This window comes from Methylobacterium sp. Leaf102 (assembly GCF_001422425.1).
Taxonomy (GTDB): Bacteria; Pseudomonadota; Alphaproteobacteria; order Rhizobiales; family Beijerinckiaceae; genus Methylobacterium.
In genome coordinates this window covers 525,604-550,556 of sequence record NZ_LMMX01000023.1, presented here as the reverse complement: position 1 = coordinate 550,556, position 24,953 = coordinate 525,604, and the positions used below count along the sequence as shown (strand labels likewise).

30 protein-coding genes are annotated in these 24,953 nt (G+C 72.9%); 27 read left to right on the top strand and 3 right to left on the bottom strand.

Annotated features, from left to right (window positions below; genetic code table 11):
* The first annotated feature begins 8 nt into the window (after positions 1 to 8).
* The 9 genes from ASF27_RS14070 to ASF27_RS14035 all read left to right on the top strand — a co-directional run bounded on the left by ASF27_RS14070 (position 9) and on the right by ASF27_RS14035 (position 4,532).
* Complete coding sequence (locus ASF27_RS14070; protein ID WP_056266937.1) at positions 9 to 365, top strand: phage head closure protein; 357 nt, start codon at positions 9 to 11, stop codon at positions 363 to 365.
* A complete protein-coding gene (locus ASF27_RS14065) occupies positions 362 to 799 on the top strand; it encodes a DUF3168 domain-containing protein (protein WP_056266933.1) in 438 nt (145 codons plus the stop codon). The genes ASF27_RS14070 and ASF27_RS14065 overlap by 4 nt, the downstream gene beginning before the upstream one ends.
* 28 nt (positions 800 to 827) lie before the next feature.
* The gene (locus ASF27_RS14060) at positions 828 to 1,235 is read left to right on the top strand and encodes a phage major tail protein, TP901-1 family (protein WP_056360921.1); all 408 of its coding nucleotides are present in this window, start codon (positions 828 to 830) and stop codon (positions 1,233 to 1,235) included.
* Positions 1,236 to 1,275: 40 nt separating this feature from the next.
* On the top strand, positions 1,276 to 1,602 hold the full coding sequence (locus ASF27_RS14055; protein WP_056360918.1) for a gene transfer agent family protein: 327 nt from the start codon (positions 1,276 to 1,278) through the stop codon (positions 1,600 to 1,602).
* Positions 1,599 to 1,841 carry a phage tail assembly chaperone gene (locus ASF27_RS21630; protein WP_082479138.1) on the top strand — a complete coding sequence of 81 codons (243 nt, stop codon included), beginning with the start codon at positions 1,599 to 1,601 and terminating at the stop codon, positions 1,839 to 1,841. Before ASF27_RS14055 ends, ASF27_RS21630 begins: the two co-directional genes overlap by 4 nt.
* Complete coding sequence (locus ASF27_RS14050) at positions 1,841 to 2,419, top strand: phage tail tape measure protein (protein WP_056266927.1); 579 nt, start codon at positions 1,841 to 1,843, stop codon at positions 2,417 to 2,419. Before ASF27_RS21630 ends, ASF27_RS14050 begins: the two co-directional genes overlap by 1 nt.
* 111 nt (positions 2,420 to 2,530) lie before the next feature.
* Positions 2,531 to 3,166 (top strand): DUF2460 domain-containing protein, encoded by a 636-nt coding sequence (locus ASF27_RS14045; RefSeq protein WP_056360909.1) that lies wholly within the window; start codon positions 2,531 to 2,533, stop codon positions 3,164 to 3,166.
* Between the two features lie 8 nt (positions 3,167 to 3,174).
* On the top strand, positions 3,175 to 4,068 hold the full coding sequence (locus ASF27_RS14040; RefSeq protein WP_056360906.1) for a DUF2163 domain-containing protein: 894 nt from the start codon (positions 3,175 to 3,177) through the stop codon (positions 4,066 to 4,068).
* Positions 4,065 to 4,532 (top strand): NlpC/P60 family protein, encoded by a 468-nt coding sequence (locus tag ASF27_RS14035; RefSeq protein ID WP_056360903.1) that lies wholly within the window; start codon positions 4,065 to 4,067, stop codon positions 4,530 to 4,532. Before ASF27_RS14040 ends, ASF27_RS14035 begins: the two co-directional genes overlap by 4 nt.
* Positions 4,533 to 4,559: 27 nt before the next feature.
* Here the strand turns inward: ASF27_RS14035 and ASF27_RS14030 are convergent, their stop codons facing one another.
* The gene (locus ASF27_RS14030) at positions 4,560 to 5,072 is read right to left on the bottom strand and encodes a MucR family transcriptional regulator (RefSeq protein WP_056360899.1); all 513 of its coding nucleotides are present in this window, start codon (positions 5,070 to 5,072) and stop codon (positions 4,560 to 4,562) included.
* 765 nt (positions 5,073 to 5,837) lie between these two features.
* On the opposite strand from ASF27_RS14030, the gene ASF27_RS14025 reads away from it, so the two are divergent.
* The 3 genes from ASF27_RS14025 to ASF27_RS14015 are packed head-to-tail and all read left to right on the top strand — an operon-like array spanning position 5,838 to position 11,806.
* Positions 5,838 to 6,284 carry a DMT family transporter gene (locus ASF27_RS14025; protein ID WP_056360895.1) on the top strand — a complete coding sequence of 149 codons (447 nt, stop codon included), beginning with the start codon at positions 5,838 to 5,840 and terminating at the stop codon, positions 6,282 to 6,284.
* Between the two features lie 33 nt (positions 6,285 to 6,317).
* The gene (locus tag ASF27_RS14020; RefSeq protein WP_056360892.1) at positions 6,318 to 10,208 is read left to right on the top strand and encodes a glycoside hydrolase/phage tail family protein; all 3,891 of its coding nucleotides are present in this window, start codon (positions 6,318 to 6,320) and stop codon (positions 10,206 to 10,208) included.
* 35 nt (positions 10,209 to 10,243) lie between these two features.
* Positions 10,244 to 11,806 (top strand): DUF2793 domain-containing protein, encoded by a 1,563-nt coding sequence (locus ASF27_RS14015; protein ID WP_056360890.1) that lies wholly within the window; start codon positions 10,244 to 10,246, stop codon positions 11,804 to 11,806.
* Positions 11,807 to 11,810: 4 nt separating this feature from the next.
* On the opposite strand, the gene ASF27_RS14010 is transcribed toward ASF27_RS14015, so the two are convergent.
* Positions 11,811 to 12,098 carry a hypothetical protein gene (locus ASF27_RS14010; protein ID WP_056360887.1) on the bottom strand — a complete coding sequence of 96 codons (288 nt, stop codon included), beginning with the start codon at positions 12,096 to 12,098 and terminating at the stop codon, positions 11,811 to 11,813.
* Between the two features lie 133 nt (positions 12,099 to 12,231).
* Between ASF27_RS14010 and ASF27_RS14005 the strand changes: the two genes are divergently transcribed.
* The 8 genes from ASF27_RS14005 (at position 12,232) to ASF27_RS13970 (ending at position 16,302) form a co-directional block, all read left to right on the top strand.
* Entirely contained in the window at positions 12,232 to 12,861 is a 630-nt protein-coding gene (locus ASF27_RS14005; RefSeq protein ID WP_056360883.1) for a lysozyme, read from the top strand.
* Between the two features lie 36 nt (positions 12,862 to 12,897).
* Positions 12,898 to 13,434, top strand: a complete 537-nt coding sequence (locus ASF27_RS14000) for a hypothetical protein (RefSeq protein WP_056266900.1) — start codon at positions 12,898 to 12,900, stop codon at positions 13,432 to 13,434.
* Positions 13,435 to 13,479: 45 nt separating this feature from the next.
* Positions 13,480 to 13,854, top strand: coding sequence for a hypothetical protein (locus ASF27_RS13995; protein WP_056360880.1), 375 nt, complete (start codon positions 13,480 to 13,482; stop codon positions 13,852 to 13,854).
* Positions 13,855 to 13,902: 48 nt separating this feature from the next.
* Entirely contained in the window at positions 13,903 to 14,106 is a 204-nt protein-coding gene (locus ASF27_RS13990; protein WP_056172805.1) for a hypothetical protein, read from the top strand.
* 117 nt (positions 14,107 to 14,223) lie between these two features.
* Positions 14,224 to 14,589: a PepSY domain-containing protein gene (locus tag ASF27_RS13985; protein WP_056306202.1), complete on the top strand. Its 366-nt coding sequence runs from the start codon at positions 14,224 to 14,226 to the stop codon at positions 14,587 to 14,589.
* A gap of 28 nt (positions 14,590 to 14,617) precedes the next feature.
* Positions 14,618 to 15,295, top strand: coding sequence for a response regulator transcription factor (locus ASF27_RS13980; RefSeq protein WP_056172801.1), 678 nt, complete (start codon positions 14,618 to 14,620; stop codon positions 15,293 to 15,295).
* Between the two features lie 66 nt (positions 15,296 to 15,361).
* Positions 15,362 to 15,799, top strand: coding sequence for an antitoxin Xre/MbcA/ParS toxin-binding domain-containing protein (locus ASF27_RS13975; protein WP_056172799.1), 438 nt, complete (start codon positions 15,362 to 15,364; stop codon positions 15,797 to 15,799).
* A complete protein-coding gene (locus ASF27_RS13970) occupies positions 15,796 to 16,302 on the top strand; it encodes an RES domain-containing protein (protein ID WP_056360876.1) in 507 nt (168 codons plus the stop codon). The genes ASF27_RS13975 and ASF27_RS13970 overlap by 4 nt, the downstream gene beginning before the upstream one ends.
* Here ASF27_RS13970 and ASF27_RS21625 read toward each other — a convergent pair.
* The gene (locus ASF27_RS21625) at positions 16,239 to 16,580 is read right to left on the bottom strand and encodes a type II toxin-antitoxin system VapB family antitoxin (RefSeq protein ID WP_082479097.1); all 342 of its coding nucleotides are present in this window, start codon (positions 16,578 to 16,580) and stop codon (positions 16,239 to 16,241) included. The two genes, ASF27_RS13970 and ASF27_RS21625, sit on opposite strands and share 64 nt — an antisense overlap.
* Before the next feature lie 123 nt (positions 16,581 to 16,703).
* Between ASF27_RS21625 and ASF27_RS13965 the strand changes: the two genes are divergently transcribed.
* From ASF27_RS13965 to ASF27_RS13935, 7 genes are all read left to right on the top strand, one after another.
* Positions 16,704 to 18,125 carry a sensor histidine kinase gene (locus tag ASF27_RS13965; protein ID WP_056360872.1) on the top strand — a complete coding sequence of 474 codons (1,422 nt, stop codon included), beginning with the start codon at positions 16,704 to 16,706 and terminating at the stop codon, positions 18,123 to 18,125.
* A gap of 155 nt (positions 18,126 to 18,280) precedes the next feature.
* A complete protein-coding gene (gene ccmI / locus ASF27_RS13960) occupies positions 18,281 to 19,852 on the top strand; it encodes a c-type cytochrome biogenesis protein CcmI (RefSeq protein ID WP_056360869.1) in 1,572 nt (523 codons plus the stop codon).
* A 150-nt stretch (positions 19,853 to 20,002) separates the two neighbouring features.
* Positions 20,003 to 20,527, top strand: coding sequence for a cytochrome c maturation protein CcmE (gene ccmE / locus ASF27_RS13955; RefSeq protein WP_056266882.1), 525 nt, complete (start codon positions 20,003 to 20,005; stop codon positions 20,525 to 20,527).
* 31 nt (positions 20,528 to 20,558) lie between these two features.
* The gene (locus ASF27_RS13950) at positions 20,559 to 22,565 is read left to right on the top strand and encodes a heme lyase CcmF/NrfE family subunit (RefSeq protein WP_056306210.1); all 2,007 of its coding nucleotides are present in this window, start codon (positions 20,559 to 20,561) and stop codon (positions 22,563 to 22,565) included.
* Entirely contained in the window at positions 22,562 to 23,026 is a 465-nt protein-coding gene (locus tag ASF27_RS13945) for a cytochrome c-type biogenesis protein (protein ID WP_056360865.1), read from the top strand. Before ASF27_RS13950 ends, ASF27_RS13945 begins: the two co-directional genes overlap by 4 nt.
* 177 nt (positions 23,027 to 23,203) lie before the next feature.
* Complete coding sequence (locus tag ASF27_RS13940) at positions 23,204 to 23,923, top strand: DUF1007 family protein (RefSeq protein WP_056360861.1); 720 nt, start codon at positions 23,204 to 23,206, stop codon at positions 23,921 to 23,923.
* Positions 23,914 to 24,918: a nickel transporter gene (locus tag ASF27_RS13935; RefSeq protein ID WP_056360858.1), complete on the top strand. Its 1,005-nt coding sequence runs from the start codon at positions 23,914 to 23,916 to the stop codon at positions 24,916 to 24,918. The genes ASF27_RS13940 and ASF27_RS13935 overlap by 10 nt, the downstream gene beginning before the upstream one ends.
* The last annotated feature ends 35 nt before the right edge of the window (positions 24,919 to 24,953 follow it).

The following is a 24,953-nucleotide window of genomic DNA, read 5'->3' as shown; positions in this document are numbered from 1 at the left end:
AGCCGATCATGCCCGAGTCCACGCCGCGCGTGCCCATCGGCGCGCGCCGCCGCCGCTTCACCCTCGAACGGCCCGTGGAGGAGCCCGACGGGTTCGGCGGCGTGATCCGCCGCTACGTCCCCGGCCCCCTGGTGTGGGGTGCCCTCGAATCCCTGAGCGGGCCCGAGCGGGTCCGGGGCGGGCGGGCCGATGCGGCGGAGACCCACCGGGTCCGCCTCGCCTACCGCGCCGACGTCACGCCCACGATGCGGCTGTCCACCGGGCCGCGCCGCTTCGCCATCCGGGCCGCGGGCGATCCCGACGGCCGACGGCGCGAACTCGTCTGTCGGGTCGAAGAACTCGTGGCCGGGGAGCGCGCGCCGTGACGGTTCGAGACCCGGTCTCCGCGAGCCCGCTGCTCGCCCTGCGCGGGGCGCTACGCGCCTATCTGGCCGTGGACGCCCCCCTCGCCCGGCTCATGGGCGGGTCCGTGCGCCTCCACGACGAGCCGCCGCGCGGCAGCGTGCCCGTCTACGGCGTGTTCGGCGACGCCGAGATCCGCGACGAATCCGTCGACGGCGCGACGCGCCACGCCCACGGCCTCGCCCTCGTCCTCTACGCCCGGCCGGGCTCGGCCCGCTCCGGCCTCGATGCCGCCGAGCGCATGGCCGACCTCCTCGCCGACGCCCCCCTGGCGCTGCACGGCCACCACCTCGTGACCCTGCGGGTCGTGCGGCTCGCCGCGACCCGCGACCCCGCCACCGGCGAGGCCCGCGCCACCCTCACCCTCCAGGCGGTCACCGAGCACCGCCCGGCCTGACCGCCTCCAACCCCACGGGAGACCCCGCATGAGCGCACAACGCGGCAAGGACCTACTCATCCGCGTGGCGAGCGGGGGCGGCTTCGTCGCCGTCGCCGGCCTGCGCGCCCGCCAGATTGCCTTCAACGCCGAGGCCGTGGACGTGACCCACGCCGAATCCGCCGGGCGCTGGCGCGAGCTGCTGTCCGGGGCAGGAATCCGCCGGGCCGCCATCGCGGGCGCCGGGGTGTTTCGCGACGAGGCCTCCGACGCCCGCCTGCGGCAGCTGTTCTTCGAGGGGACCATCGAGGCGTTCCAGGTGGTGGTGCCGGCCTTCGGCACCCTGGAGGGCCCGTTCCAGATCACCAGCCTCGAATATCGCGGAGATCACGCCGGCGAGGTCACCTTCGACCTGGCCCTCGATTCCGCCGGCGCCCTCGCGTTCACGGCGGCCTGAGACCCATCAAGGTTTGAAAAAATAGGGAGGCCCGAAGATCATGGCGAACCGCAGGCGCGGCGAAATCCCCCTCGATCTCGGGGGGCAGCGCTACACCCTCTGCTTCACCCTCGGCGCCCTCGCCGAACTCGAATCGGCCCTGGGGGCCCGCGACCTCACGGGGCTGGCCGAGCGCTTCGCCGGGGGGCACCTCGCCACCCGGGACCTCATCGCCCTGCTCGGCAGCGCCCTGCGCGGGGGCGGCCACGCCCTCGACGACGCGGCCGTCGCCGCCCTGCCCCTGGCCGGCGGGCTCGAACCGCTCACGGCGGCCCTCGGTGAAGCCCTTACCGCCGCCTTCGGCGAGGCCGCCTCGCCAAACCCCTGAGCCCCACGGGCGGGAGCGCGCCGGAGCCAGCCTCCGCCTTCCCGTGGGACGATGTCCTCGCGCTCGCCCTCGGGCGGCTCGGCTGGCGTCCGCGCGACCTCTGGGGCGCCACGCCGCGCGAACTCTTCGCCGCCGCCGGCCTGTCGGCCCGTGCGCCGGCAGCCGGCCGGGCCGATCTCGAACGGCTGCTCGCGGCCTATCCCGACGTCCCGTCATCCTGTGATCCTGGGAGTCCGTGATGCCAGAGAGCGAGACCGACCGCGCCCAGGCGGGCCGCGAAAAGCAGCTTCAGGTCCTCGACCGGCTGGCCAAGGGGTTCGGCCAGAGCCTGACCCAGGCCCTGGGCGGCCCCCTCGGCGCCGGGCGCCAGCTCGACAGCCTGCTCGGCACCCTCACGACGAAGCTCTCGAGCCTCGCCCTCAAGGCCGCGCTGACCCCGGTCAAGGCCGGCATCACCGGCCTCGTCAAGGGCGCCCTCAACGCCAGCGTCGCCGGGGGCACCGAGGCCTTCGCCCGGGGTGGGGTGGTGGCGCAAGGGCGCGTGCGGCCGTTCGCGGCCGGCGGCATCGTCGCCGCGCCCACCTACTTTCCCATGCAGGGCGGCCTCGGCCTCATGGGCGAGGCCGGGCCCGAGGCGATCCTGCCCCTGAAGCGCGGCAGCGACGGCCGCCTCGGGGTCGCGGCCGGCGCGGAGGCCCGCGCCGCCGCCGTCACGGTGAACATCACCACCCCGGACATCGCGGGCTTTCGCCGCTCGGAGGCCCAGGTCGCCGCCGGCCTCGCCCGCGCCGTGGCCCGCGGCCGGCGGGGGTTGTGAGGCACGCGGTGATCGCGCGCCTCCCCGAGACGTCCGACTTGCCGACACGTCCGACTTGCCCAGACGTCCGACTTGCCCAGACGTCCGACTTGCCGCATCCAGGAGCCGCCCATGGGCGCCGATTTCCACGAAGTCCGCTTTCCCCTCGATGTCGCCCTGCGGGGCAGCGGCGGGCCGGGGCGGATGACCGAGATCGTCACCCTCGCGTCGGGGCGCGAGCACCGCAACAGCCGCTGGGCGGATTCGCGCCGCCGCTACGATGCCGGCCTCGGCATCCGCACCCTCGACGCCCTCCACGCCGTGCTGGCGTTCTTTGAGGAGCGGCGCGGACGCCTCTACGGGTTCCGCTACCGCGACCGGGTCGATGCCCGCTCCGGCCCGCCCTCGCGCCCGGTCTCGGCGACTGACCAGCCCCTGGGCTCCGGCGACGGGGCGACCCGCACGTTCCAGCTCGCGAAGACCTACGGCAGCGGCCCCCTGCCCTACCGGCGGGTCATCACCAAGCCCGTGGCCGAGAGCGTGATCGTGGCGGTGGCCAGCCTCGCCCTGCCGCCCGCCGCCTTCACCTGCGACGGCACGACGGGCACGGTCACCCTCGCGGCGGCCCCGCCCCCCGGGGCTCCGGTGACGGCCGGCTTCCTGTTCGACGTGCCGGTGCGCTTCGACACCGACGACCTCACCGTCGATCTCTCGGCCTTCACGGCCGGCGAGATCCCCAGGGTGCCGCTCATCGAGATCGTCCCGTAGGAGTTCCCATGCGCACCCTGCCCCCCGACCTCGCCGAACATCTCGCCGGCGGGGCCACCACCCTGTGCCATTGCTGGGCGCTCACCCGCCGCGACGGGGTGCGCTTCGGCTTCACCGACCACGACCGCGACCTCACCCTGGCGGGCATGCCCTACGCGGCCCGTTCCGGCCTGGAGGCGGCCGAGGCCAGCGCCGAACTCGGCTTCGCCGTCGGCGGCGGCGAGGTGGCGGGGGCGCTCACCGCCCTCGGGATCACCGATGCCGACATCGTCGGCGGGCTCTACGACGGGGCCGGCGTCGAGACCTGGCTGGTGGACTGGACCCACCCCGAGACGCGCCTGCTCCTCGATGTCGGGACCCTCGGCGAGGTACGCCGGGCGGGGGGCGCGTTCGTGGCCGAGCTGCGCGGCCTCATGGACCGCCTCGACGTACCCACCGGCCGGACCTTCCGCGCCACCTGTTCGGCCGAGTTGGGCGATGCCCGCTGCGGCCTCGACCGCGACCGGCCGGCGTTCCGCACCACCGGCCGGGTCATCGCCGTGCCCGAACCCGGCATCCTGCGGGTCGCCCTCGCGGCCCCGTTCGCGCCGGGCTGGTTCACGGGCGGGCGCCTCGTCTGGACCGGCGGCGCCCAGGCCGGGCACGCGGCCGACCTCCGCACCCATGCGGGCGACGGCGCCGGGCATCGCCTCGCCCTGTGGCAGGCCCCGGCCCGCCCGGTGGACCCCGGCGACGCCTTCGCGGTCACGGCCGGCTGCGACAAGCGCTTCTCCACCTGCGGCGGCAAATTTTCCAACACCCTCAACTTCCAGGGATTTCCGCACATGCCCGGCAACGATTTCGTGGTGCGCCAGGCCCCCGGCTCCGGCCCCGGCCTCGACGGCGGCAGCCTGTTCCGATGAGCCCGCAGGACCGGATCGTGTCGGCCGCGCGCGCCTGGATCGGCACGCCCTACCGGCACCAGGCCTCGGTGCGGCACGTCGGCTGCGACTGCCTCGGCCTCGTGCGCGGGGTCTGGCGCGACTGCTTCGGCCCCGAGCCCGAGGCCGCCCCGCCCTATGCCGCCTCCTGGGCGGAATCGGCGCCCCCCGGCACCGACCCGCTGGCGGAGGCCGCATCCCGCCACCTCGTCCCGGTGCCGCCCGCCGAGGCGCGAGCCGGCGACGTCCTTCTATTCTCCTTCCGCACCCACCTGCCGGCCCGCCACTGCGCCATCGTGACCGGGCAAGGCACGATGATCCACGCCCATGACGGCGCCGCCGTCACCGAGGTCGCCCTGACCCGCTGGTGGCGGCGGCATTGCACGCACGCGTTCCAGTTTCCGGAGGGCGCGGCCCGAAGCCGTCAGGAGGGGGCGCCCGGCTGATGCCGCGGCGGCCGCCCGGGGCTCACATCACCGGGCGGATAGCCGGGCGGCTGGCTCCGATCCGGTCTTGCGCCCGGCCGGTCTCGGGGCAGGGGTCCGCTCCTGCCTCGGCCGCGCATGCCTCTCCTTCGTGCCGAAGCCGTTGGCGATCGCCAGGGCGGAGCGGTTCGCCGCGTAGGACGGGGCGACCATCGGGTAATCCGGCGGCAGGCCGAAGCGCGCCCGGTAGGTGTCCGGGTCCAGCCCATGCTTGGTGAGGTGGCGCTTCAAGGTCTTGTAGGACTTGCCGTCGAGGAAGCTGATGAGGCCGCCGGGCAGGACAGACTTCCTGACCTGGGACGGCTTGAGCTTCTCGACCTTTTCCTCGCGCGCAGCCTCCGATGCGCCCTCCGCCGTCAGATCCGTCAGGGCACCGGACACGGCCCGGATCAGGATCGGCAGATCGGCCGCCGGAACCGAGTTGTTCGACAAATAAGCGCCGATGATCTTCCGGGTCAGATCCAGGCGATCGGCGGTTTCGGGTGAGCTGTGTTCAGTCATTTCGATGATCCAGAGAACATGATCGATCAGGGGCAGGCTTCGACTTGATCCGGCCAAGCCGTGCTCGGGCCACCCGATCCCCCCGACCCGATGTCTGCTCGAAGGGAGGCAAATCAGACGGCGAAGATTCTCTTCGACATTCGCTCGAAGAGATGTCGCGCCGTTTGTCGTGTCGGATCAGGTGATGTCTCGTTGTACGAAGCCGATATGCGTCTCAGATGAACCCGATTTCGATCACTGATCTCATCGCCAAGATCGAAAACCATTCCTCATTTCATACCCAGAACGACACGTTGCCGGCTGAAATGGGAAACAATCGATCCGTTCATCTGCCATTATCCTAACACAAACTTCGCCGGACTTTTGCTCGAAGGCGCGGATTGTTTTGACTGTCCGGACTTTCGAATGATCTCGAACCCCCGAACGATTGCGTACAGTACTATCCAGGGTGTCATTCCGGCGACAAGACGCCCTTTGACTGTGGCGCGGGGCGATCAACGACAGATTTCGCCAATCGACATCACCACGATTGATGATCGACCGAGTGATGGCGAGAGCGAGGCCGCCGCTTCGCGGCGTTTCCGACGAGGGGATCGGGCCCGGCAAGTGGGACGCCAGCGCCCCGGCGCATCCTGAGCCAAGGCATCCTGCGCCAAGGCATCCTGCGCCAAGGCGTTCGACAGCATGCCATTTGACGGCATGGCGCCGCGATGGTTGTCAAGGCGAGCCGCGCCGAGGGAGCCGGCGGGTCCCGCGAGGCATAGAATGGTCACCGCCCTGATCGCCCCGATCCTCGCCGCCCTGGCGGGGGCGGGCCTCGTGATCCAGCAAGCCCTGAACGCGCAGCTGCGCGGGGGCCTGAACTCCGCCGCCTGGGCGGGCTTCATCAGCTACGCCGTCGGGCTCGCCTGCATGGGCGCGCTGGCCCTGGCGCTGCGCGATCCCCTGCCCGCCTGGGCCACGGCCTCGCGCGTGCCGTGGTGGGCCTGGAGCGGCGGGGCCTTCGGCGCGGTGTTCATCGGCCTCGGCATCGTCCTCGTGCCGGTGCTCGGGACCGGAACGTTCATGGCGCTCCTCGTCGCCGGGCAGATGCTCGCCTCCGTGGCCGTCGACCATTTCGGCTGGCTGGGCCTGGCCCAGCGCCCCATCGACGGCCCGCGCCTCGCAGGCGTCGCCCTGCTCATCGGCGGGGTGATCCTGATCCGGCGCTGACGCGCCCGAACCCCGAACATCCCGGAGCCCGCCATGGCCACGCTGATCCTGCAAACCGCCGGAGCGGCGGCCGGAACGGCGCTGGGCGGTCCCATCGGGGGGATCGTCGGTTCGGCGGTGGGCGCGGCGGCGGGGTCGGGGATCGACGGGGCGCTGTTCGGCGGTTCGGGGCCGCGGGTCGTCGAGGGGCCGCGCCTCACGGAGGTGGCGGGCCTGACCTCGACGGAGGGCGATCCGATCCCCCGGCTCTACGGCCGCGCCCGCCTCGGCGGCACCCTGATCTGGGCGACACGCCCCCTGGAGGTCGCCAACACCCGCGTCGAGCGGGCGGGCGCGAGCGCCAAGGGCGGCGGCGGCGCCAGGACCGTGCGCACGGCCTACGCCTACTCCGTCGACCTCGCCATCGGCCTGTGCGAGGGCACCGTCGCCCAGGTGCGCCGAATCTGGGCCGACGGGCGCGAACTCGACCTCACCACCCTGACGTACCGCCTCCACCGGGGCGAGGCCGACCAGGCGCCGGACCCGCTCATCGTCGCGAAGGAAGGCGCAGCCCCGGCCTATCGGGGGCTCGCCTACCTCGTGTTCGAGCACCTCGACCTCGCCGAATTCGGCAACCGGGTGCCGCAATTCGCCTTCGAGGTGGTGCGGCCCGTCGAGGGGCTCGCCGACCGGGTGCGGGCCGTGTGCCTGATTCCCGGCTCGACGGAGTTCGGCCTCGACCCCACCCCCGTCACCGAGGAGGCCGGCTACGGCACGAGCCGGCCCGCCAACCGCTTCCAGCTCCAGGGCATCACCGACGTGGTCGCGTCCCTCGACGCCCTCCAGGCCCTGTGCCCGAACCTCGCCAAGGTGTCCGTGGTCGCGAGCTGGTTCGGCGACGACCTGCGGGCCGGCCGTTGCACGGTGGCGCCGAAGGTCGACAATTCCACCAAGGCGACCACGGGCGACACCTGGCGCGTCGCCGGCCTGACCCGGGCGGGCGCCGGCCGCATTTCGACGACCCCCGACGGCCACCCGGCCTATGGCGGCACCCCGTCCGATGCCGGCCTCGGCCGCCTCGTGGCGGACCTCCACGGGCGGGGTCTGGGCGTCGTGCTCTACCCGTTCCTGATGATGGATGTGGCGCAGGACAACACCCTGCCCGATCCGCGCGATCCGTCCGCGCCGGGTCAGCCGCCCTATCCCTGGCGCGGCCGCATCACCTGCGATCCCGCCCCCGGTCTCCCGGGCAGCCCGGACGGCACGGCGGGGGCGGCGGCCCAGGTCGCGGCGTTCTTCGCGCAGTACCGCAGCCTCGTCATGCACTATGCGGATCTCGCCGCCGGCTGGGGGGTGCCGCTGTCCGGCTTCGTCGTCGGCAGCGAATGCGTCGGCCTGACCCGCGTGCGGGGCGCGGACGACACCTACCCGGCCGTGGCGGGCTTCCTCGCCCTGGCCCGCGCGGTGCGCGACCGCCTCGGGCCCGGCGTTCCCCTCGTCTACGCCGCCGACTGGACCGAGTACGGCGCCCATGTACGCGACGGCGGCGACACCGTGCGGTTCCCCCTCGATGCCCTGTTCGCCGATCCGGCGATCCACGCGGTCGGAATCGATTACTATCCGCCCATCACCGACTGGCGCGACGGGCCGGACCACGCCGACCTCGCGGAGGCCGATTCGATCCACGACCGGGATTACCTCGCGGCGCGCCTCGGGACGGGCGAGGCGTTCGACTGGTTCTATGCGGATGCGGACGCCCGCGCCGCCCAGATCCGCACGCCGATCACCGACGGCGCGCACGGCAAGCCGTGGGTGTTCCGCGCCAAGGACCTCGTCGGCTGGTGGTCGAACCGGCATTGGGAGCGCGACGGCGGCGTCGAGACCCGGACGACCGCCTGGGTGCCGGGGGCCAAGCCGATCTGGCTCACCGAGATCGGCGTGCCCGCCGTGGACAAGGGCACCAACGGCCCCAACGTGTTCCCCGACCCGAAATCCGCCGAGAACGCGTCGCCGCCCTTCTCGGACGGCACCCGGGACGACCTCATCCAGGCGCGCGGCCTCACCGCCATCCTGGAGCGGTTCGACGCGGACGCCGCCGGCTTCGACCCCGCCCACAACCCGGTCTCGGCCGTCTATGGCGGCCCGATGGTGCCGCGGGATCGCGTCTTCGTCTGGTGCTGGGACGCACGGCCCTACCCGGCGTTCCCGGATTTCGACACCGTCTGGGCCGATGCCGGCAACTGGTCCGTGGGCCATTGGATCACCGGGCGCATCGAGGGCCTCGAACTCGACCGGCTGATCTCCGCGATCCTCGACGATTGCGGCGTCGACGTGCCGGCCCGGATCGCGTGCGCGGCGCAGCTCGACGGCTACGTCGTCGACCGGCCGCTCTCGGCCCGCGCTGCCCTGGAGCCCCTGGCCCGGCTGTACGGCCTCGACGTGTCGGCCGTCGCCGGCGTTTTGCGCATCCGCGCCCCACGCCGCGAAGCCCCCCTGACGATGCCGGCCGGCGACCTCGTGGCCGCCTCGGACCAGGCGCCCCTGGCCCTGGTGCGGGCCGAGGAATCCGAGTTGCCCCGGTCCCTGGAGGTCACGGTGACCGATTCCGAGGGGGGCGCCTATCGCCGGATCACCGCCGCCGCCTCGCGCCCCACGGGTGCCCGGCGGCGCGAGGTCCGGTTCGAGGCCGCCGTGGTGACGCGCCGGGCCGAGGCCGAGTCCCTGGCGGAGGCCATGCTCGACGCCGACCTCGCCGCCCGCGACACCGCTGGGTTCACGGTGAGCCCGCGCCGGATCGATTGGGAACCCGGCGACCTCCTCGCCCTGCCCGGCGAGGCGGCGCCGCACCGCATCGTCCGCATCGCCGACGGCCCGGCCGGGCGCCGGATCGAGACCCGCGCCGTGCCCCGCCACGGCCGGGCCGCGTGGGGTGGCAGGCGCCCGGAGGCGGCCCCGCGCCGGGCGCCGCCGGCGCTCGCCGGACCGCCCTTCGCGGCCATTCTCGACCTGCCCCTCGATGAGGGAACGCCGACACCGTTGCAGGTCCTCGCCGTGCGGGCCGAGCCATGGCCCGGCGAGATCACCGTGTGGCGGGGCGAGGCGGACGGGCCCCTGGCCCTGCACGCCCTCGTCGATTACCCGGCCTGCCTCGGCGAGACCCTGACGGCGCTGGCGCCCGGCCCGCTCTGGCGCTTCGACCGGGCGATCCGCCTCGACGTTCGCCTCGGGGCGGCGGGGGGCCTCGCCTCCGTCCCGGAAGCCGCCGTTCTAGCCGGGGCCAACCGGTTCGCCCTGGTCGGCCCGGACGGCGTCGTCGAGATCGTCGCGGCGGCGGGCGTGACCCTCACGGGGCCGGGCACCTACCGCCTCACCCGCCTCCTGCGGGGCCTGGGCGGCAGCGAGGCGGAGGCCGCCCGCACCCTCGCCCCCGGCAGCCTGATCGTCCGCCTCGACGAGGCCCTGGTGCCCCTCGTCACCCGCCTCGACGCCGTCGGCCGGCCGTTCCGCTACCGCATCGGGCCGGCCGCCCGCGATCCGGCCGACCCGCTCTTCGTCGCGCGCATCGCCACCGCAGGGCTCACCGCCCACCGGCCCCTCGCGCCCGTCCACCTGCGGGCGCGGCGGGCGGGGCCGGCCATTCGCCTGACCTGGACCAACAGGGTCCGGCGCGACGGCGATGCCTGGGAGCCGGCCGACGTGCCGCCCGATCCCATGGTGCAGGGCTACCGGATCAATGTTTACGCCCCAGGCGGGCAAGACCTGCACGCCCCAGGCGGGACCGTCCTGCGCAGCCTCGCGGCCACGGACCCGTCGGTCCTCTACGCCGACGAGGCGGCCGATTTCGGCACGCCCCAGACGAGCCTCGACGTCGGCGTGGTTCCACTCGGCACCCTCACGGGGCCGGGGCCGGCCCTGCGCGCACGGGTGCCGATCCGCACGGCGTGACGCCCCTTACTCCGACACCCGACAGGAGGCCGCCCATGGCGCAGACCACCCCGCACCTCGCCCTGCCGCTGCTGGCGGCGGGACAGGCCGGCAAGCACGTCACCCACAACGAGGCGCTGCTCGCCCTCGATGCCCTCGTGCACCTCGCCTGCCGCGACAGGGATCTGTCGGCGCCACCCACCGACCCGGCGGAGGGCGACCGCTACCTCGTGACGGCGCCGCAACCGAGCGGGGCCTGGGCCGGCCTGTCCGGCCAGATCGCGGCGTTCGGAGACGGGGTCTGGACGGGCCTCGTCCCCCGCACCGGCTGGCTCGCCTACGTGGCCGACGAGGACGCGTTCTACCGCTTCGACGGGACGGGCTGGCGCCGCCTCCTCGACGGCCTGCGGGCTTTGAGCGGCCTCGCCGCCCTCGGCCTCGGCACGGAAGCGGACGCCGCGAACCCGTTCGCCGCCAAGCTGGATCGGGCCCTGTGGACCGCCCGCGATCCCGCCGAGGGCGGCAGCGGCAGCCTCGCGCTGGTGCTCAACAAGGCGACGGAGGCCAACGCCGTGGCCCTGCTGTTCCAGGATGCCTATGCGGACCGGGCCGAACTCGGTCTGCTGGGCGAGGACGCGGTCAGCCTGAAGGTCTCGCCCGACGGGACCGCGTGGCACGGGGCATGGCGGGCCGATCCGGCGACGGGCCATCTCGGCTTCGGCGCCCTGGCCCTGCCGGGCGCCCCGGCGCCCCGCGCGCCCTTGCATGTGGCGCGGGAGGGAGCCGGCCCCGGCTTGTGCCTCGATGCCTACGGCGCCGGTCCGGTGGGAAGCGTCATCGAGACCCGCATCGGCCGGGGCAGCCGGCAGGCCCCCCTGCCGATCCGCGCCGGGGATTGCCTCTTCGGACTCGTGGGCGGCGGTTTCTTCGTGGGCGGCGTCGCGGAGGGGCGGCTCGGCCTCCGGGGCGTCGCCGAGGAGGATTTCTCCGCCGGGGCCCAGGGGACCGCGATCGCCATCGAGACCACGAATCTCGGCACCACCATCCCGCGTCCCGTCGTGAAGGTGCGGGCGAACGGCGCCTTCGAACTCGTGGCCCGTGCCGGCATCCCGAATGTCGGCACGGCGCCGGGGCAGATCGTGTTCGACAGCACCCTGGGGGCCTTCCGGGGCTGCACCGGCGCCGTGTGGTCGCGGCTGTCCAACCTCGCGCGCTTTCGCGCCACGACGAGCTTCGACAACTACATCGGGGCCGGCGCCTGGACGCGCATTGGTTTCAACACCGGCGACCTCAACGATCAGGGGCTCTTCCAGGCCGCCACCGGCGCCTTCGTCGCGCCCGAGGCGGGCGTCTACGCCCTCTCGGCCGGTCTCGCATTCCGGCGCAACGGCACCAATGCACCCGCCTCCCTGCAGGGCCGCTTCCACCGAAACGGCACGGCCGTCGCCGGTACCCGCCGGGGCGCCGCTGCGCCCGTCGACGGCGTCTCGACGGTTGGCCTCGGCGTCACCCTGGCGCTCGCGGCCGGGGATACGATCACGGTCCACGCCCTGTTCACGGGCGCGGACGGCTACGTTGCCGCCTCCGACAGCGACTTCTCCGGTTTCGGCCTCGCGTGAGCGCTCAGTACGGGTACCCGTAATACGGCGCCGACCGGCGACGTTCATCGCCGTAGACGGGGCGCCCGTAACCGCGCGGCGCCGCTGCGGCACCCGGTCCGTAATAGCGGGGCGGCCGGTAGTTGCCGTTGTTCACGCCGGCCGAGCGGTCGTTGCCGCTCTCCGTGGCGAAGGGCGTCAGCCCGCTGCCGCTGCTGCTGTTCTGGGCCGAGGCCCCGCCCGCCCCCGCCAGGAGAAGACCGGCGGCGAGGCCGCCGACGGCACAGCGGGCGACGATCCGTGCTCGCGTCATGATCGCATTCCTCGCATCCGGCCACCGCGCGGGCCTGGCCTCATCTCCCGAACGAACCGCCGGACGCGCGCTTCCGTTCCGCGCGTCCCGCTCCCTTCCTACCCCAGATCCCTTCCTGACCCAGGAGTGTTCCATGGATCTCAGCCCCATCGGCAAGGCCGTGCTCGTCGCCCGCGAGGGTCGGCGGCTGCATGCCTACCGCGATTCCGTCGGCATCTGGACCATCGGCATCGGCCACACCAGCGCGGCCGGTCCGCCCCTCGTCACCCCCGGCCTCGCGTTGACCCTGGCGGAATGCGACGCGGTGTTCGACCGCGACGTCGTCCGCTTCGTGGCGGCCGTGCGGGCGGCGGTGCCCGCCCCCCTGCCGCAGCACGCCTTCGACGCCCTCGTCTCCCTGTGCTTCAACATCGGCCCGGCGGCGCTCGGCCGCTCCACCCTGGTGCGGCGCCTGAACGCCGGCGACGCGGAGGGCGCGGCCCAGGCGATGATGCTGTGGGACCGGCCCGCCGCGCTCATCCCGCGCCGGGGCGCCGAGCAGGACCAGTTCCGCACACCCTACGCCGTCGCCCTGCCCCGCGCCCGGCGGAACGACGCGGCGCCCATCGCGGTGCCGGACGGGACCGCACCCGCCCGGCCGGTCGCGCGCCGCACGGTGCCGCGCAGTCCGGGCGCGCCGCCGGCCGTGCCCCTGCCGCCCGAAGCTGCGCCGACTTGGCTCGCCCGAATCCGCGCCGCCCTCGGCGGCCGGTCCGGCGCCTGACGCACGCACCGCTCACGCCCCCCGGAGACCCGAGCCATGCTCCACCCGATCCCGCGGCCGTCCCGCGCCACCCTCGGTCTCGCCCTGATGCCGGCCCTGACCGTGATGCCGATTCTACCCTGCGCCGCCGCCGGCCTCGACGCCGCGAGCGTGATCGTCCCCTGGGGCGACGCCGCCGCGGCGGTTGCCCAGACGGTCACCGGCCTCCTGCTGCCCCTTGCGGTCACCGCCGCGACGGCCGCCCTGGCGCGCCTCGCCGGCCCCTTGCGCGCCCTCGTCACCGCCACCCTGGTGGAGCGCCTGGTCCGCAACGTCGGCGACTACGCCGTCAACGCCGTGGCGGGCGCCGTGCGGGGACGGACGCTGAGCGTGCCCCTGGGCTCGGCCGTCATCGCTCGGGCGGTGCAGCGCGGCCTCGACGAGGCGCCGGCCTGGCTCGTGCGCGCGGCCGGCGGGCGCGAGGGCTTGGCCGAGAAGGTGTTCCGCAGCCTGCCGCTCGCGGAGGACGCCACCATCGCCAACACCCTGCGGCCGGCCGTGGAGGCCGCGCGGACGGGACGCCCGGCGCCCTGACACAGCCGGGAAACGCGGGGGCAGGCTCCGCCGAGGAGATCCGCGATGGAGAAGATCGCCCTCGAGGCCGCCCGCCTGCTGTTCTCCCACGACGGCGCGGGGTGGATCGTCGCCGTGCTGCTGGGGCTGGCCTGCCTCCACCTCCACCGCGAGACCGTGCGCGCCCAGGAAGCCCGCATCGGCGACACGGGCGCCACCGCCACCGCCCTGGAGCGGGCCTCGCACACCAACGCGGCCGTGGCCGCCGCCCTGGAGAGCCGGACCCGGGTGCTCGAGGACCTCACGCGCCTGGTGAGCGAGATGGCCCGGGGCGCCGAGCGCGGCGAGGAGCGCGCCCGAGACAAGCTCGACGACATCGCGCGCCGCCTCGACGAGGTCGTGCGCCGCCTCGGCGAGGGACGCCCGCCGCTCCGCCCCTGAACGCGCCCGTACGCCCGAACGCCCGTACGCCCGAACGAAGGTCAGCCCATGTCCCGCTTCCCCCTCACCGTCGATCCCGCCCGGAGCCGGGCGGCCGGGGCGCGCCTCGGCGCGGCCCGGCGCCGTTTCGATCTCTCCGCCATCGCCCTGCGCAAGGCCGCCCTCGATCACGTCGACGGCGAGATGCTCGTCAGCGTCGCCCTGCGGGCGAGCCTGGCGCGCCTCGCCACTCCGCCCGGCCCGGCATCCTGAGGCGTCGCCCCCCGCCCCCGGGGGCGTCGCCCCCGGCCGGGTGGAACCGAACCGCACCGGTTGGGCTTGCACCGGCATTCACGGCGCATTCAGTGCCCCCTCCCTATCCCGTGGTTCATGCGCATCCTCCTCGCCCTGCTGCTGATCGGCCTCGCCGTCGCGGGTTTCGCGACGGGCTCGATCGGCACGCAGGCCGAGGAGACCACGGGGGCTGCCATCGTGGCGCCGGTTCAGGTGACGCCGCGCCCCGACACCTGCCTCAACGCGGCCGACCTGCGCGAGGCCGTGGCCGACAAGCGCGTGATCGAGCCCGTGGCCGCCATCCGGGCCGCCCGCAAGGTGATCCCACGGGCCGAGATCCAGCGCGCCCGCCTGTGCCGGCACGAGGAAACCCTGGTCTACCTGCTCACGGCCTTGCGCCGGGACGGGCAGTTCGTCCACGTCATGGTCGATGCCACCACGGGCGAGATCAGCGGCCCCTGACCAAAGCGAATTAGAGGAGTGCGGGACCGTGCGTCTGCTCGTCGTCGAGGATGACCGGGACATCAACCGGCAGGTGGTCAACGCCCTGGAGGAGGCCGGCTACGTCGCCGACAAGGCGTTCGACGGCGAGGAGGGCGGCTACCTCGGCGAGAGCGAACCCTACGACGCCATCATCCTCGACATGGGCCTGCCCAAGGCCGACGGGGTCAGCGTTCTCCAGAAATGGCGGCGGGCCGGCATCAAGACGCCCGTCATCATCCTGACCGCCCGCGACCGCTGGTCGGACAAGGTCGACGGCTTCGACGCCGGCGCCGACGACTACGTGACGAAGCCGTTCCACATGGAGGAGCTGCTGGCCCGGGTGCGCGCCCTCCTCCGGCGCGCCGCCGGCCATGCCACGAGCCAGATCGCCTGCGGCCCCGTGGTCCTCGACACCCGCTCGGGGCGGGTGTTCGTCGACGGCAACCCCGTCAAGCTCACGAGCCACGAGTACCGGCTGCTGTCCTACCTCATGCACCACACCGGCCGGGTGGTCTCGCGCGCCGAACTCACCGAGCACCTCTACGACCAGGATTTCGACCGCGATTCCAACACCATCGAGGTGTTCGTCGGGCGCCTGCGCAAGAAACTCGCCGTGGACCTGATCCAGACCGTGCGCGGCCTGGGGTATCTCGTGGACCCGACGCAACCGCCGCCGCGGGTGTGAGAAGCGACGGCTTGCGCTCGGCTCATATGAGCCTCATATCTGTCTCAGATGAGACAGGAGCATAGCATGGCCAGTGGAGCAGCCGTCGCCGACGTTCTCGGCGTCGAACGACCGCGTTCCGGCGAGACCACGGAAGCGGCCGTCATCGCCCAGGTCGTCGCGGGCTTGCCGATTGCGTCGGTTGATCGATTGGCGGCCGCCGTCGCGCCCGACGACCGCGCCTTCGCATTCAACCTCGTCGCGCGCGCTACCCTCAACCGACGCCGTGCCGAAACGAGAGGCAAGCTGACCGCCCAGGAAGGCGCGAAGGTGGTACGCCTCGCGAGAGTGTGGGCGATGGCGCGCGATGTCTGGAAGACGGACGCCGCCGCCCGCGACTTCCTGCACCGGGCTCATGCCCTTCTCGAGAACCGCCCGCCCCTCGATATTGTCCTCGAATCCGAGTTCGGTGGGCCGCGGGTGGAGGCTGTTCTCGGCCAGCTCAAGTATGGCTCCGCGGCGTGAAAGGGCAGACCCTCGTCCAGGCGCGGAAAGCCTATCGGATCGGAGATCCCGATGGGGATTACAGGATCTTCGACGCGACGGGCGCCCGCCTCTTCCCGGGCCGCTGGAATACGCCCGCGAGCCCGATGATCTACGCGGCGGCCGATTACGCGACCTCCATGCTCGAAAAGCTCGTGCACGGCAGTGGCCAGCTCCCGCCGAACCAGCACTACGTCGAGATCCTGCTGTCGGCCGGCCTCTCGTACGAAATGCTGGCGCAACCTGCGGTGCCGGGTTGGGATCATCCGGATTGCATCGCGTCCAAGGCCTTCGGCGAGGCCTGGCACAGGTCACGCCGGTCGCTGCTGCTGTTCGTCCCGAGCGTGGTCGCACGGGTCAGCCACAACATTCTCATCAACCCGGAGCATACTGATTTTTCCAAGATCACCGTGGGGGACCATCAACCGTGCTGGTGGGATAACCGTCTGTTTGCCGCGGCGTCCGCGTCCAGTCCGGTGCTGTAACCGCGACGGATCGTGTTTGCATCGTCCGGGAACACAGTGAGCCGTCCCCCACCGAGACCGTCGTAGAACGCCTTGTCGGCAACGAGACCCGTCGGAGGAGAGGCCGCGATCCCCTCCCGAATCGGCCGGATTCGCTCCCATAAGCTCTGCGTCTGGTCCGCGCGCCGCGATTCGTTGCCGACGGCGAGCTTGATCGCCTCATCGGAAGAAATGCCCCTGCGCGCCGCCAGGGTCTGGACCAGCCGCTCCGTCTCGGGATCTTGGATATCGAGGCTCATCGTCGAATCTCCGTTCGGATGATGTACAGACGGAACGCGTCACCGTTCAGCCGTCGCGCGCGGCCCCGGACCACGACGACGAGACCCGCATGAGCCGCGCCGCCGCATGATCTCCTCCCCCGCATGAGCCCGTTTCCCGCCTGGCTTCCCCTGCGCCGGCGCTCCATCGCCGTGCGGCTCGCCACATCCGCCCTGCTGGCGAGTTCGGCGATCCTGCTCATCGCCGCCGGCATCCTCACGACCCTGTACCGCGAGAACACCGAACGGGCCTTCGACAGCCGGCTGCTGGTCTACGCCAACAACCTCGCCACGGATCTCGTCTCGCCCAACGATCCCGAGAGCCGCTCCTTCACCCTGAGCGATCCGCGCTTCGACCTGCCCCTGTCGGGCTGGTACTGGCAGATCGGGCGCCCCGATGCGAAGCCCCGGGACCTGCGCACCTCGCGCTCCCTCGTCGGCGTGCCGCTCAAGGCCGCCAGCACGCCCGACACCACCGCCGGCGTCGGCCAGATCCGTCAGGGCTACGGCCGGGCGCAGGACGAACGCCCCCTGCGGGTCATCGAGCGCGACGTCGATCTCGGCGAGGAGGGCCGCTACACCGTGCGCGTCGCCGGCCCGGCCGACGAGATCGCCAACGATGTCGGGCGCTTCCGCTTCTCCCTGATGGTGACCTTCGGGCTGCTGGGCCTGTCCCTGGCCCTGACCACCCTGCTGCAGATCCGCTTCGGCCTCGCCCCGCTGGCCAAGCTCCGCAACGCGCTCGGCGCCATCCGCCGGGGCGAGTCCGACCGGATCACCGGCGAGTACCCGCGCGACATCGCGCCGCTCGCCGGCGAGGTGAACCTGCTCATCGAGACCAACCGCGAGATCCTGGAACGTGCCCGCACCCAGGTCGGCAACCTCGCCCACGCCCTGAAGACGCCGCTCTCGATCATCGTCAACGAGGTCGGCGCGGCCGACGCCCCCGGCGACCTCTCGGCCAAGATCCGCGAGCAGGCCGCCGTGATGCGCGATCAGGTGAACTACCACCTCGACCGGGCGCGGGCCGCGGCCCTCGCCGGCACCCTCGGCACCTCCACGGAGGTCGAGCCGGCGCTCGCCGGGCTGGTGCGCACCTTCGGCAAGATCTACCGCGACAAGGACATCGCCTACGCGGTCCACGTGCCGCCCGGCCTGCGCTTTCGCGGCGAGCGCCAGGATTTCGAGGAGATGATCGGCAACCTCGTCGACAACGCCTCGAAATGGGCCGCCGGCCGGGTCTCGATCCGGGCCGAAGCGGTGGCGCAGGACGATTATCCCCACCTGATGGTGTCCATCGAGGATGACGGGCCGGGCCTCGCCCCCGAGGACCGCGACGCCGTCCTCGGGCGCGGCCGGCGCCTCGACGAGACCAAGCCGGGCTCGGGCCTCGGGCTCTCCATCGTGGCCGATCTCGCCACCCTCTATCGCGGCCGGCTCCGCCTGGAGGCGGCGAGCCTCGGGGGCCTGCGCGCGGTGATCGAGGTGCCGGGCGACGCGCCGGCCGGGGCCGCGCCGCACGCCTGACGGGAATTCCTTGGGGTCACACGGTTTGCCGTCGTGCTCCATACGGTTAAGGTCGATCCAGCGCCGGCCTTCGCGTGACACCGTGTCGCCCGAAGCCTGCATCGTAGGGACCACAGCGTGGCCTTACATGCGGTCGCACAGTGTTTCGAGGCGTGATGACGGCACTCTGGTTCATTCTGGCGCTCATGACCGGCGCGGCGGTGCTCGCCCTGCTCTGGCCGATGTCGCGTCGGGCCAATCCGTCGACGGCCCCGGATGCCGGCGCCATGGCGATGGAGACGGGGTTCTACGAGGACCAGCTGCGCGAGATCGAGCGCGATCTGACGCGCGGCCTCATCGCCGCGCCCGAGGCCGAAGCGGCGCGCACGGAAGCCGGCCGCCGGCTCCTGCGGGCCAACCGCGTGGGCGTTCCCCTCGTCCCCGGCATCGCCGAGCCGGCCCTGCGCCAGCGCCGCGCCGCCTCTGCCTTCGCCCTGTCGACGATCCCGCTGGTCGCCCTCATCGCCTACGGACTCTACGGCTCGCCGCACATGCCGGCGCAGAGCGCGGTCGAGCGGCAGGCGGCGGAGAACGGCGGACAGGATCTCCTCAACGCCATCGGCCAGATCGAGGCGCGGCTCGCCAGCAATCCTACGGACGGGCGGGGCTGGGCCGTGCTCGCCCCCGTCTACATGCGGATGGGCCGGTTCGACGATGCGGCCCACGCCTACGAGGCCGCCGCCCGCACCCTCGGCGAGACCTCGCAGCGCCTGTCCGATTGGGGCGAGGCCGTGATCGCCGGCAACAACGGCGTGATCTCGCCCCAGGCCAAGACGCTCTTCGAGCGCGCCGTCGCCCTCGACGGAACGGCGGCCAAGCCCCGGTTCTACCTCGCCCGCGCGGCCGAACTCGACGGCGATATCCCATTGGCCATCAAGCGCCTGGAGGGCCTCGCCGAGAATGCGCCCGCGGACGCACCGTGGCTCCCCGTGGTGCGGGACAACCTCGCTCGCCTGAAGGGCGAAGCCTCCCCGACGGGCGGGGTCTCGCCGAAGGGTGATGCGCCGGTGGCCCGGCCCGGCGCCGGGGCCGCGCCCGATCCGGGCGCCGCCGCATCGCTCCAGGCGATGCCGCCGGAGGGCCGGAACGCCGCCATCCGCAGCATGGTCGCGGGCCTCGACCAGCGCCTCGCCGAGAAGGGCGGCACGGCGGACGAGTGGCTGCGCCTCGTGCGCTCCCTAGGCGTGCTCGGAGACCGCGACAAGGCCGGGGCTGCCCTCGCCCGGGCCCGGACGGCCCTGGCTTCCGACCCCGCGGCGCTCCGCGGCCTCGAGGCCCTGGCGGGTGAATTCGCGTTGACGCGCGACGGAGCGGGCCAGCCGGAGGCCGAAAGATCCGGCGCGGCCGGTGGTACCAGGGACGCCCCCAAGACCGACACCACGCAGGCCGATGCGGCCAGGGCCGGCACCGAGGCGGCGGTGGCCGCCGTGAAGGCGATGCCGGCGGCCGAGCGGGACGCGGCGATTCGCGGCATGGTCGCGGGCCTCGACCGGCGCCTGGCGGCCAAGGGCGGCACCATCGACGATTGGCTGCGTCTGGTGCGCTCCTATGCCGTCCTCGGCGAGCGAACCCAGGCGCGCCAGGCCCTCGACCGGGCTCGCATGGCCCTGAGCCCCGAGCCCCAGGCGAAGGAGCGCCTCGACGAGCTCGCACACGAACTCGACCTCGCCGCGGCCGGACGCCCCTGACAATCGGTCCCGGCCGCCGACCTTGACCCGGGCGCCGACGCGGCCGACACCGTCCTTTACGCCCATTCCAAACACGGGTTCCGGCCGCCGGGGGCGAAACGCCCGCCCCACCGGCGCCCGCGACACCACAACCGAGACGGGACGACCCGCGTGACCCGCAAGAGCCGCCGCCTCATCCTCATCAGTGCCTGCGGCGCCGTGCTGGCCCTGGCGGTCGGACTGATCCTGTCGGCCATGAGCGGATCGATCGTGTTCTTCCGCTCGCCGACGGAGGTCGCGGCGCAGGGCGTCGCACCCGGCACCCGGTTCCGCCTCGGCGGCCTCGTCAAGGACGGCTCGCTCCAGCGCGGGCCGGACCAGACCGTGGAATTCGCCGTGACGGACACCAACGCCACCGTGCAGGTGGCGTATCGCGGCCTGCTGCCCGACCTGTTCCGCGAGGGCCAGGGCATCGTGGCGGAGGGCCGCCTCGAGCCCGGCGGCCTGTTTCGCGCCGACACGGTGCTGGCCAAGCACGACGAATCCTACATGCCCCGCGAGGTCGCCGACGCCCTGAAGGCGCAGGGGCGCTGGCAGGAGGGCAAGGGCATGGTCGAGAAGCCCGCCGGCACCAAGCCCGCCGACGCCAGCACGGCCATCACCGACAAGACACTCGGTCAGCGCAGCGAGCGATGATGCGCAAGCTCCCCCGGAAGGACGCCTCCACGTGCTGATCGAAGTCGGCCACTTCGCCCTCGCCCTGGCGCTCGCCCTCTCCCTCGTCCAGGCGGTGATGCCGGTCTGGGCCGCCCGCTCGGGCGACCAGGCCCTGCGCGCGGTGGCGACGCCGGCCGCGCTCGGCACCTTCGCCTGCGTCCTGTTCGCGTTCGGGGCGCTCACCTACGCCCACGCCACCTCGGATTTCTCCGTCCAAAACGTGGTCGAGAACTCGCACACGGCCAAACCCTTCCTCTACAAGCTGTCGGGCGTGTGGGGGAACCACGAGGGCTCGATGCTGCTCTGGATCCTCATCCTGGCCCTGTTCGGGGCCTTGGTTGCGATCGCGCGCGAATCGGTTCCGCCGACGCTCAGGGCCAACACCCTCGCGGTGCAGGGTCTGATCACCTTCGTGTTCGTGCTGTTCATCATCACGACCTCGAACCCGTTCGCTCGGGTGAGCCCGGCCCCGCCCGAGGGCAACGATCTCAACCCGCTGCTGCAGGATTTCGGCCTCGCGATCCACCCGCCGCTCCTCTACGTCGGCTATGTCGGGTTCTCGATCACCTTCGCGTTCGCCATCGCGGCCCTCATCGACGGGCGCATCGACGCCGTCTGGGCGCGGGCCGTGCGGCCGTGGACCCTCACCGCCTGGAGCTTCCTCACCCTCGGCATCGCCATGGGCTCGTACTGGGCCTATTACGAGCTCGGCTGGGGCGGCTGGTGGTTCTGGGATCCGGTGGAGAACGCCTCCCTGATGCCGTGGCTCGCCGGCACGGCGCTCCTGCATTCCACCGTGGTGATGGAGAAGCGCGACGCCCTCAAGGTCTGGACGGTGCTCCTCGCCATCCTCACCTTCTCCCTGTCGCTGCTCGGCACTTTCATCGTGCGGTCGGGCGTGCTGACCTCGGTGCATTCCTTCGCCACCGACCCGACGCGCGGCATCTTCATCCTCGCCATCCTGATCCTGTTCATCGGCGGCTCGCTGACCCTGTTCGCGTGGCGGGCGCCGATGCTGCGCCAGGGCGGCCTGTTCGCGCCGATCTCCCGCGAGGGGGCGCTCGTCATGAACAACCTGTTCCTCGCCGCTGCCTGCGCCACGGTGTTCGTCGGGACCCTCTATCCGCTGCTGCTGGAGATGCTGACGGCGGAGAAGATCTCCGTCGGTCCACCCTTCTTCAACTACACCTTCATTCCGCTGGCGATCCCGCTCCTGCTCATCGTGCCCTTCGGCCAGACCCTGGCGTGGAAGCGCGGCGACGTGCATGCCGCGTCCCAGCGCCTGTTCGCGGCGCTGGCCGTCGCCCTCGTGGTGGGCCTGGCCGTGCTCGCCTACACCTGGGGCGGCCCGATGATGGCCCCCGTGGGGATCGGCCTCGGCGCATACCTCGTCATCGGCTCCGTGCTGGAGATCGTCTCCCGCGCCCGCGGCTACGGCGCGAGCCGCACCCGCAAGGCCTCCGTGGTCTGGCGCCGGGCCATCGGCCTGCCGCGCTCGGCCTGGGGCACGGCGCTCGCCCATGCGGGCGTCGGCGTGGTGGTCCTCGGCATCGCCGCCCAGGGCTGGGCGACGGAGGGGTTGAAGACCCTGAAGCCCGGCGAATCCCTTGCCTCGGGCCCCTACGTGGCGACCCTCGACCGGGTCGGCCCGCGCATGGGCGAGAACTACTCCGAGACCACAGCCTTCCTCACCATCCGCAACACCGGCGGCGACATGATCGGCACCGTGGAGACGGGCAAGCGGTTCTACCCGAGCCGCAAGATGACGGTGACGGAATCCGGTCTCCTCACCCTCGGGGTCAGTCAGGTCTACGCCAGCCTCGGCGAGGTCCTGCCCGAAGGCGGCATCGGCCTGCGCCTCTACTACAAGCCCCTCGTGCTGCTGATCTGGCTCGGCGCCGTGGTGATGGCGCTGGGCGGCGCCGTTTCCCTCACCGACCGGCGCATGCGCGTCGGCGCCCCGGCCCGTGCCAAGACGAAGCCCGTGCCCGCCGGCAGCATGGCGGCGGCGGAATGACCGCCGCCCCGCGCCTCGCCCTCGGGCTGCTCCTCGCCCTCGGCTCCGCCGGAGGCGCGCTCGCGGTGCAGCCCGACGAGGTTCTGAAGGATGCGGGCCTGGAAGTGCGGGCCCGGGACATCTCCGCGGGCCTGCGCTGCCTCGTGTGCCAGAACCAGTCCATCGACGATTCCGATGCGCCGCTGGCCCGCGACCTGCGCGTCATCGTGCGCGAGCGCCTCCAGGCGGGCGACACGAACCCACAGGTCGAATCCTACGTGGTCGGGCGCTACGGCGAGTACGTGCTCCTGCGCCCGGTCTTCGCCGCCCACACCCTCCTCCTGTGGCTGACGCCGCTCGCCGCCATCGGCCTCGGGGTCTTCGGCCTGTGGCGCCTGTCGCGCCGCCGCACTGATCCGGCGCCGCAGGGCCTGAGCGCCGCCGAGGAAGCCGAGATCGCGGCCCTGACCCGGCGGGACTGACCCCGGGGGCGTAACGCGCACCTCGGCGATGGACCCCGACGCCTCGCTTTCGCCCCACTGAATCGGAATGGATGAAGGCGGCCCGGCTTCAGCGAAGGCCGATTTTCGACGAAGGCTCAGACTCGGCAAAGGGCCGCGTTTACACTTTCTTCACCACGACTCGCGAGCGTCCCCGCCATGCCGACCGCTTCGCTCACCCACCTCCTGACCGGCTTTACCGCCCTCGTCGCGAGCCTTGCGCTCGTCCCTCCGGCGGAAGCGCATCCGCACGTCTGGGTCTCGACGAAGGCCGAGATCACCTACGGCGAGGGGGGGCGCGTCACCGGAATCCGCAACGCCTGGACCTTCGACGCGTCCTATTCGGCCTTCGTGGTGCAGGGGCTCGACGCCAACGGCGACGGGGTGTTCTCGCCCGAGGAATTGTCGTCCCTGGCGCGCGAGAACACCGCGAATCTCGCCGAGTTCGGCTACTTCACCAAGCTCAAGGTCGCCGGCAAGGAACAGCTCTTTTCCGATCCCACCGAGCCGCGCATGGCGATGGAGGACGGCAAGCTCACCCTGACGTTCCTCCTGCCCCTGAAGTCGCCCGTGGCGCCGGGGCGCGGGGTGACGGCGCTGGAAGTGTACGACCCGACCTACTTCGTCGCCTTCGGCCTGTCCGATGCGACCGACGCCGCCCGCCTGACCGGGGCGCCCACGGGCTGCGCCGCCACGGTGACGCGGCCGAAACCCGAAGCGGTCAAGGCGGCCGAGGGCAAGACGCCTGATGGCAGGACGCCTGACGGCAAGACGGCGGACGCCAAGCCCGGCCTGTCGGAAGCGTTCTTCGAGGCACTGACCGCCTCGGCGAATTACGGCAGCCAGTTCGCCAACCGGATCATCGTCGCGTGTCCGTAGGCGTTGCCGTCGCGGCACGGCCGCCGGGCCTCCTCGGTCGGCGCTTGATCCTTGCCGCCGGTGCGACGGCGCTCGCCGCCGGATTGCTCGCCGGCCTCATGCTCGTCATCGGGCCGGACGTGGCGGCGCCCCCGCCGCGCTCGCCCTTCGGCATCGGTTTTCGCGAGGCGGCGCCCTCGGCCACGGGCCTCGGCGGCTGGATCCTGGCCCTCCAGGCGAGCTTCTCCCGCAGCCTCCAGGGCGCGCTCCAGGCCATCAAGGCCGGCGGCGCCTGGGGGCCGATGCTGCTTCTCGGTTTCAGCTACGGCGTGTTCCATGCGGCCGGCCCCGGCCACGGCAAGGCGGTGATCGCCGGCTACATCGTCGCCGGGGAGCGCGCCCTGGCCCGTGGTTTCGCCCTGAGCTTCGCCGCCGCCCTGCTGCAGGCCGTGGTGGCGGTCGCCATCGTGGGCATCGGCAGCCTGCTCCTCCACGCCACCGCCGCCGGCCTGACCCGGGCCGGCACCGTCATCGAGACCGTGAGCTTCGCCCTCGTGGCGGCCCTCGGCCTCGCCGTCACTTGGCGCAAGGCCGGGCATCTGGCCGCCCTCGGGCGCGAGGGGGCGGGGTGCGGGCCGGATTGCGGGCACGTTCACCTCACGGACGGCGACGCGCTGGCCCGCCTCGGCACGTGGCGGGAGCGGGCCGGCGTGGTGCTCGCGGCGGGCTCCCGCCCCTGCGCCGGGGCGGTGCTCATCCTCGTCTTCTCGGCGTCCCAGAACATGCTCTGGGTCGGCATCGCCGCGACCTTCGCCATGGCGCTGGGCACGGCGCTCACCACGGGGGCGCTCGCGAGCCTTGCGGTCTTCGCCAAGGCGCTCGCCCTGCGCCTCGCCGGCGGGCGCGGCGAAGCCGGCACGCGGGCGGTCGCCGCCCTCGAACTCCTGGCGGCCGCCTTCGTGCTGGTGCTGGGCCTCGCCATGCTCACCGGCCTCGCCTTCGGCACCGGCGGCTGACTCAGGCCGGATCCGCTTACGTCTTTCAGGCTCGT

What these genes read in the sequence shown, in the direction of transcription:
- ASF27_RS14070 (WP_056266937.1), top strand. Translation starts at nt 9, where the DNA reads ATGCCCGAGTCCACGCCGCGCGTGCCCATCGGCGCGCGCCGCCGCCGC.
- ASF27_RS14060 (WP_056360921.1), top strand. Translation starts at nt 828, where the DNA reads ATGAGCGCACAACGCGGCAAGGACCTACTCATCCGCGTGGCGAGCGGG.
- ASF27_RS14055 (WP_056360918.1), top strand. Translation starts at nt 1,276, where the DNA reads ATGGCGAACCGCAGGCGCGGCGAAATCCCCCTCGATCTCGGGGGGCAG.
- ASF27_RS14050 (WP_056266927.1), top strand. Translation starts at nt 1,841, where the DNA reads ATGCCAGAGAGCGAGACCGACCGCGCCCAGGCGGGCCGCGAAAAGCAG.
- ASF27_RS14045 (WP_056360909.1), top strand. Translation starts at nt 2,531, where the DNA reads ATGGGCGCCGATTTCCACGAAGTCCGCTTTCCCCTCGATGTCGCCCTG.
- ASF27_RS14040 (WP_056360906.1), top strand. Translation starts at nt 3,175, where the DNA reads ATGCGCACCCTGCCCCCCGACCTCGCCGAACATCTCGCCGGCGGGGCC.
- ASF27_RS14035 (WP_056360903.1), top strand. Translation starts at nt 4,065, where the DNA reads ATGAGCCCGCAGGACCGGATCGTGTCGGCCGCGCGCGCCTGGATCGGC.
- ASF27_RS14030 (WP_056360899.1), bottom strand. Translation starts at nt 5,072, where the DNA reads ATGACTGAACACAGCTCACCCGAAACCGCCGATCGCCTGGATCTGACC.
- ASF27_RS14025 (WP_056360895.1), top strand. Translation starts at nt 5,838, where the DNA reads ATGGTCACCGCCCTGATCGCCCCGATCCTCGCCGCCCTGGCGGGGGCG.
- ASF27_RS14020 (WP_056360892.1), top strand. Translation starts at nt 6,318, where the DNA reads ATGGCCACGCTGATCCTGCAAACCGCCGGAGCGGCGGCCGGAACGGCG.
- ASF27_RS14015 (WP_056360890.1), top strand. Translation starts at nt 10,244, where the DNA reads ATGGCGCAGACCACCCCGCACCTCGCCCTGCCGCTGCTGGCGGCGGGA.
- ASF27_RS14010 (WP_056360887.1), bottom strand. Translation starts at nt 12,098, where the DNA reads ATGACGCGAGCACGGATCGTCGCCCGCTGTGCCGTCGGCGGCCTCGCC.
- ASF27_RS14005 (WP_056360883.1), top strand. Translation starts at nt 12,232, where the DNA reads ATGGATCTCAGCCCCATCGGCAAGGCCGTGCTCGTCGCCCGCGAGGGT.
- ASF27_RS14000 (WP_056266900.1), top strand. Translation starts at nt 12,898, where the DNA reads ATGCTCCACCCGATCCCGCGGCCGTCCCGCGCCACCCTCGGTCTCGCC.
- ASF27_RS13995 (WP_056360880.1), top strand. Translation starts at nt 13,480, where the DNA reads ATGGAGAAGATCGCCCTCGAGGCCGCCCGCCTGCTGTTCTCCCACGAC.
- ASF27_RS13990 (WP_056172805.1), top strand. Translation starts at nt 13,903, where the DNA reads ATGTCCCGCTTCCCCCTCACCGTCGATCCCGCCCGGAGCCGGGCGGCC.
- ASF27_RS13985 (WP_056306202.1), top strand. Translation starts at nt 14,224, where the DNA reads ATGCGCATCCTCCTCGCCCTGCTGCTGATCGGCCTCGCCGTCGCGGGT.
- ASF27_RS13975 (WP_056172799.1), top strand. Translation starts at nt 15,362, where the DNA reads ATGGCCAGTGGAGCAGCCGTCGCCGACGTTCTCGGCGTCGAACGACCG.
- ASF27_RS21625 (WP_082479097.1), bottom strand. Translation starts at nt 16,580, where the DNA reads ATGAGCCTCGATATCCAAGATCCCGAGACGGAGCGGCTGGTCCAGACC.
- ASF27_RS13965 (WP_056360872.1), top strand. Translation starts at nt 16,704, where the DNA reads ATGAGCCCGTTTCCCGCCTGGCTTCCCCTGCGCCGGCGCTCCATCGCC.
- ccmI (WP_056360869.1), top strand. Translation starts at nt 18,281, where the DNA reads ATGACGGCACTCTGGTTCATTCTGGCGCTCATGACCGGCGCGGCGGTG.
- ASF27_RS13945 (WP_056360865.1), top strand. Translation starts at nt 22,562, where the DNA reads ATGACCGCCGCCCCGCGCCTCGCCCTCGGGCTGCTCCTCGCCCTCGGC.
- ASF27_RS13940 (WP_056360861.1), top strand. Translation starts at nt 23,204, where the DNA reads ATGCCGACCGCTTCGCTCACCCACCTCCTGACCGGCTTTACCGCCCTC.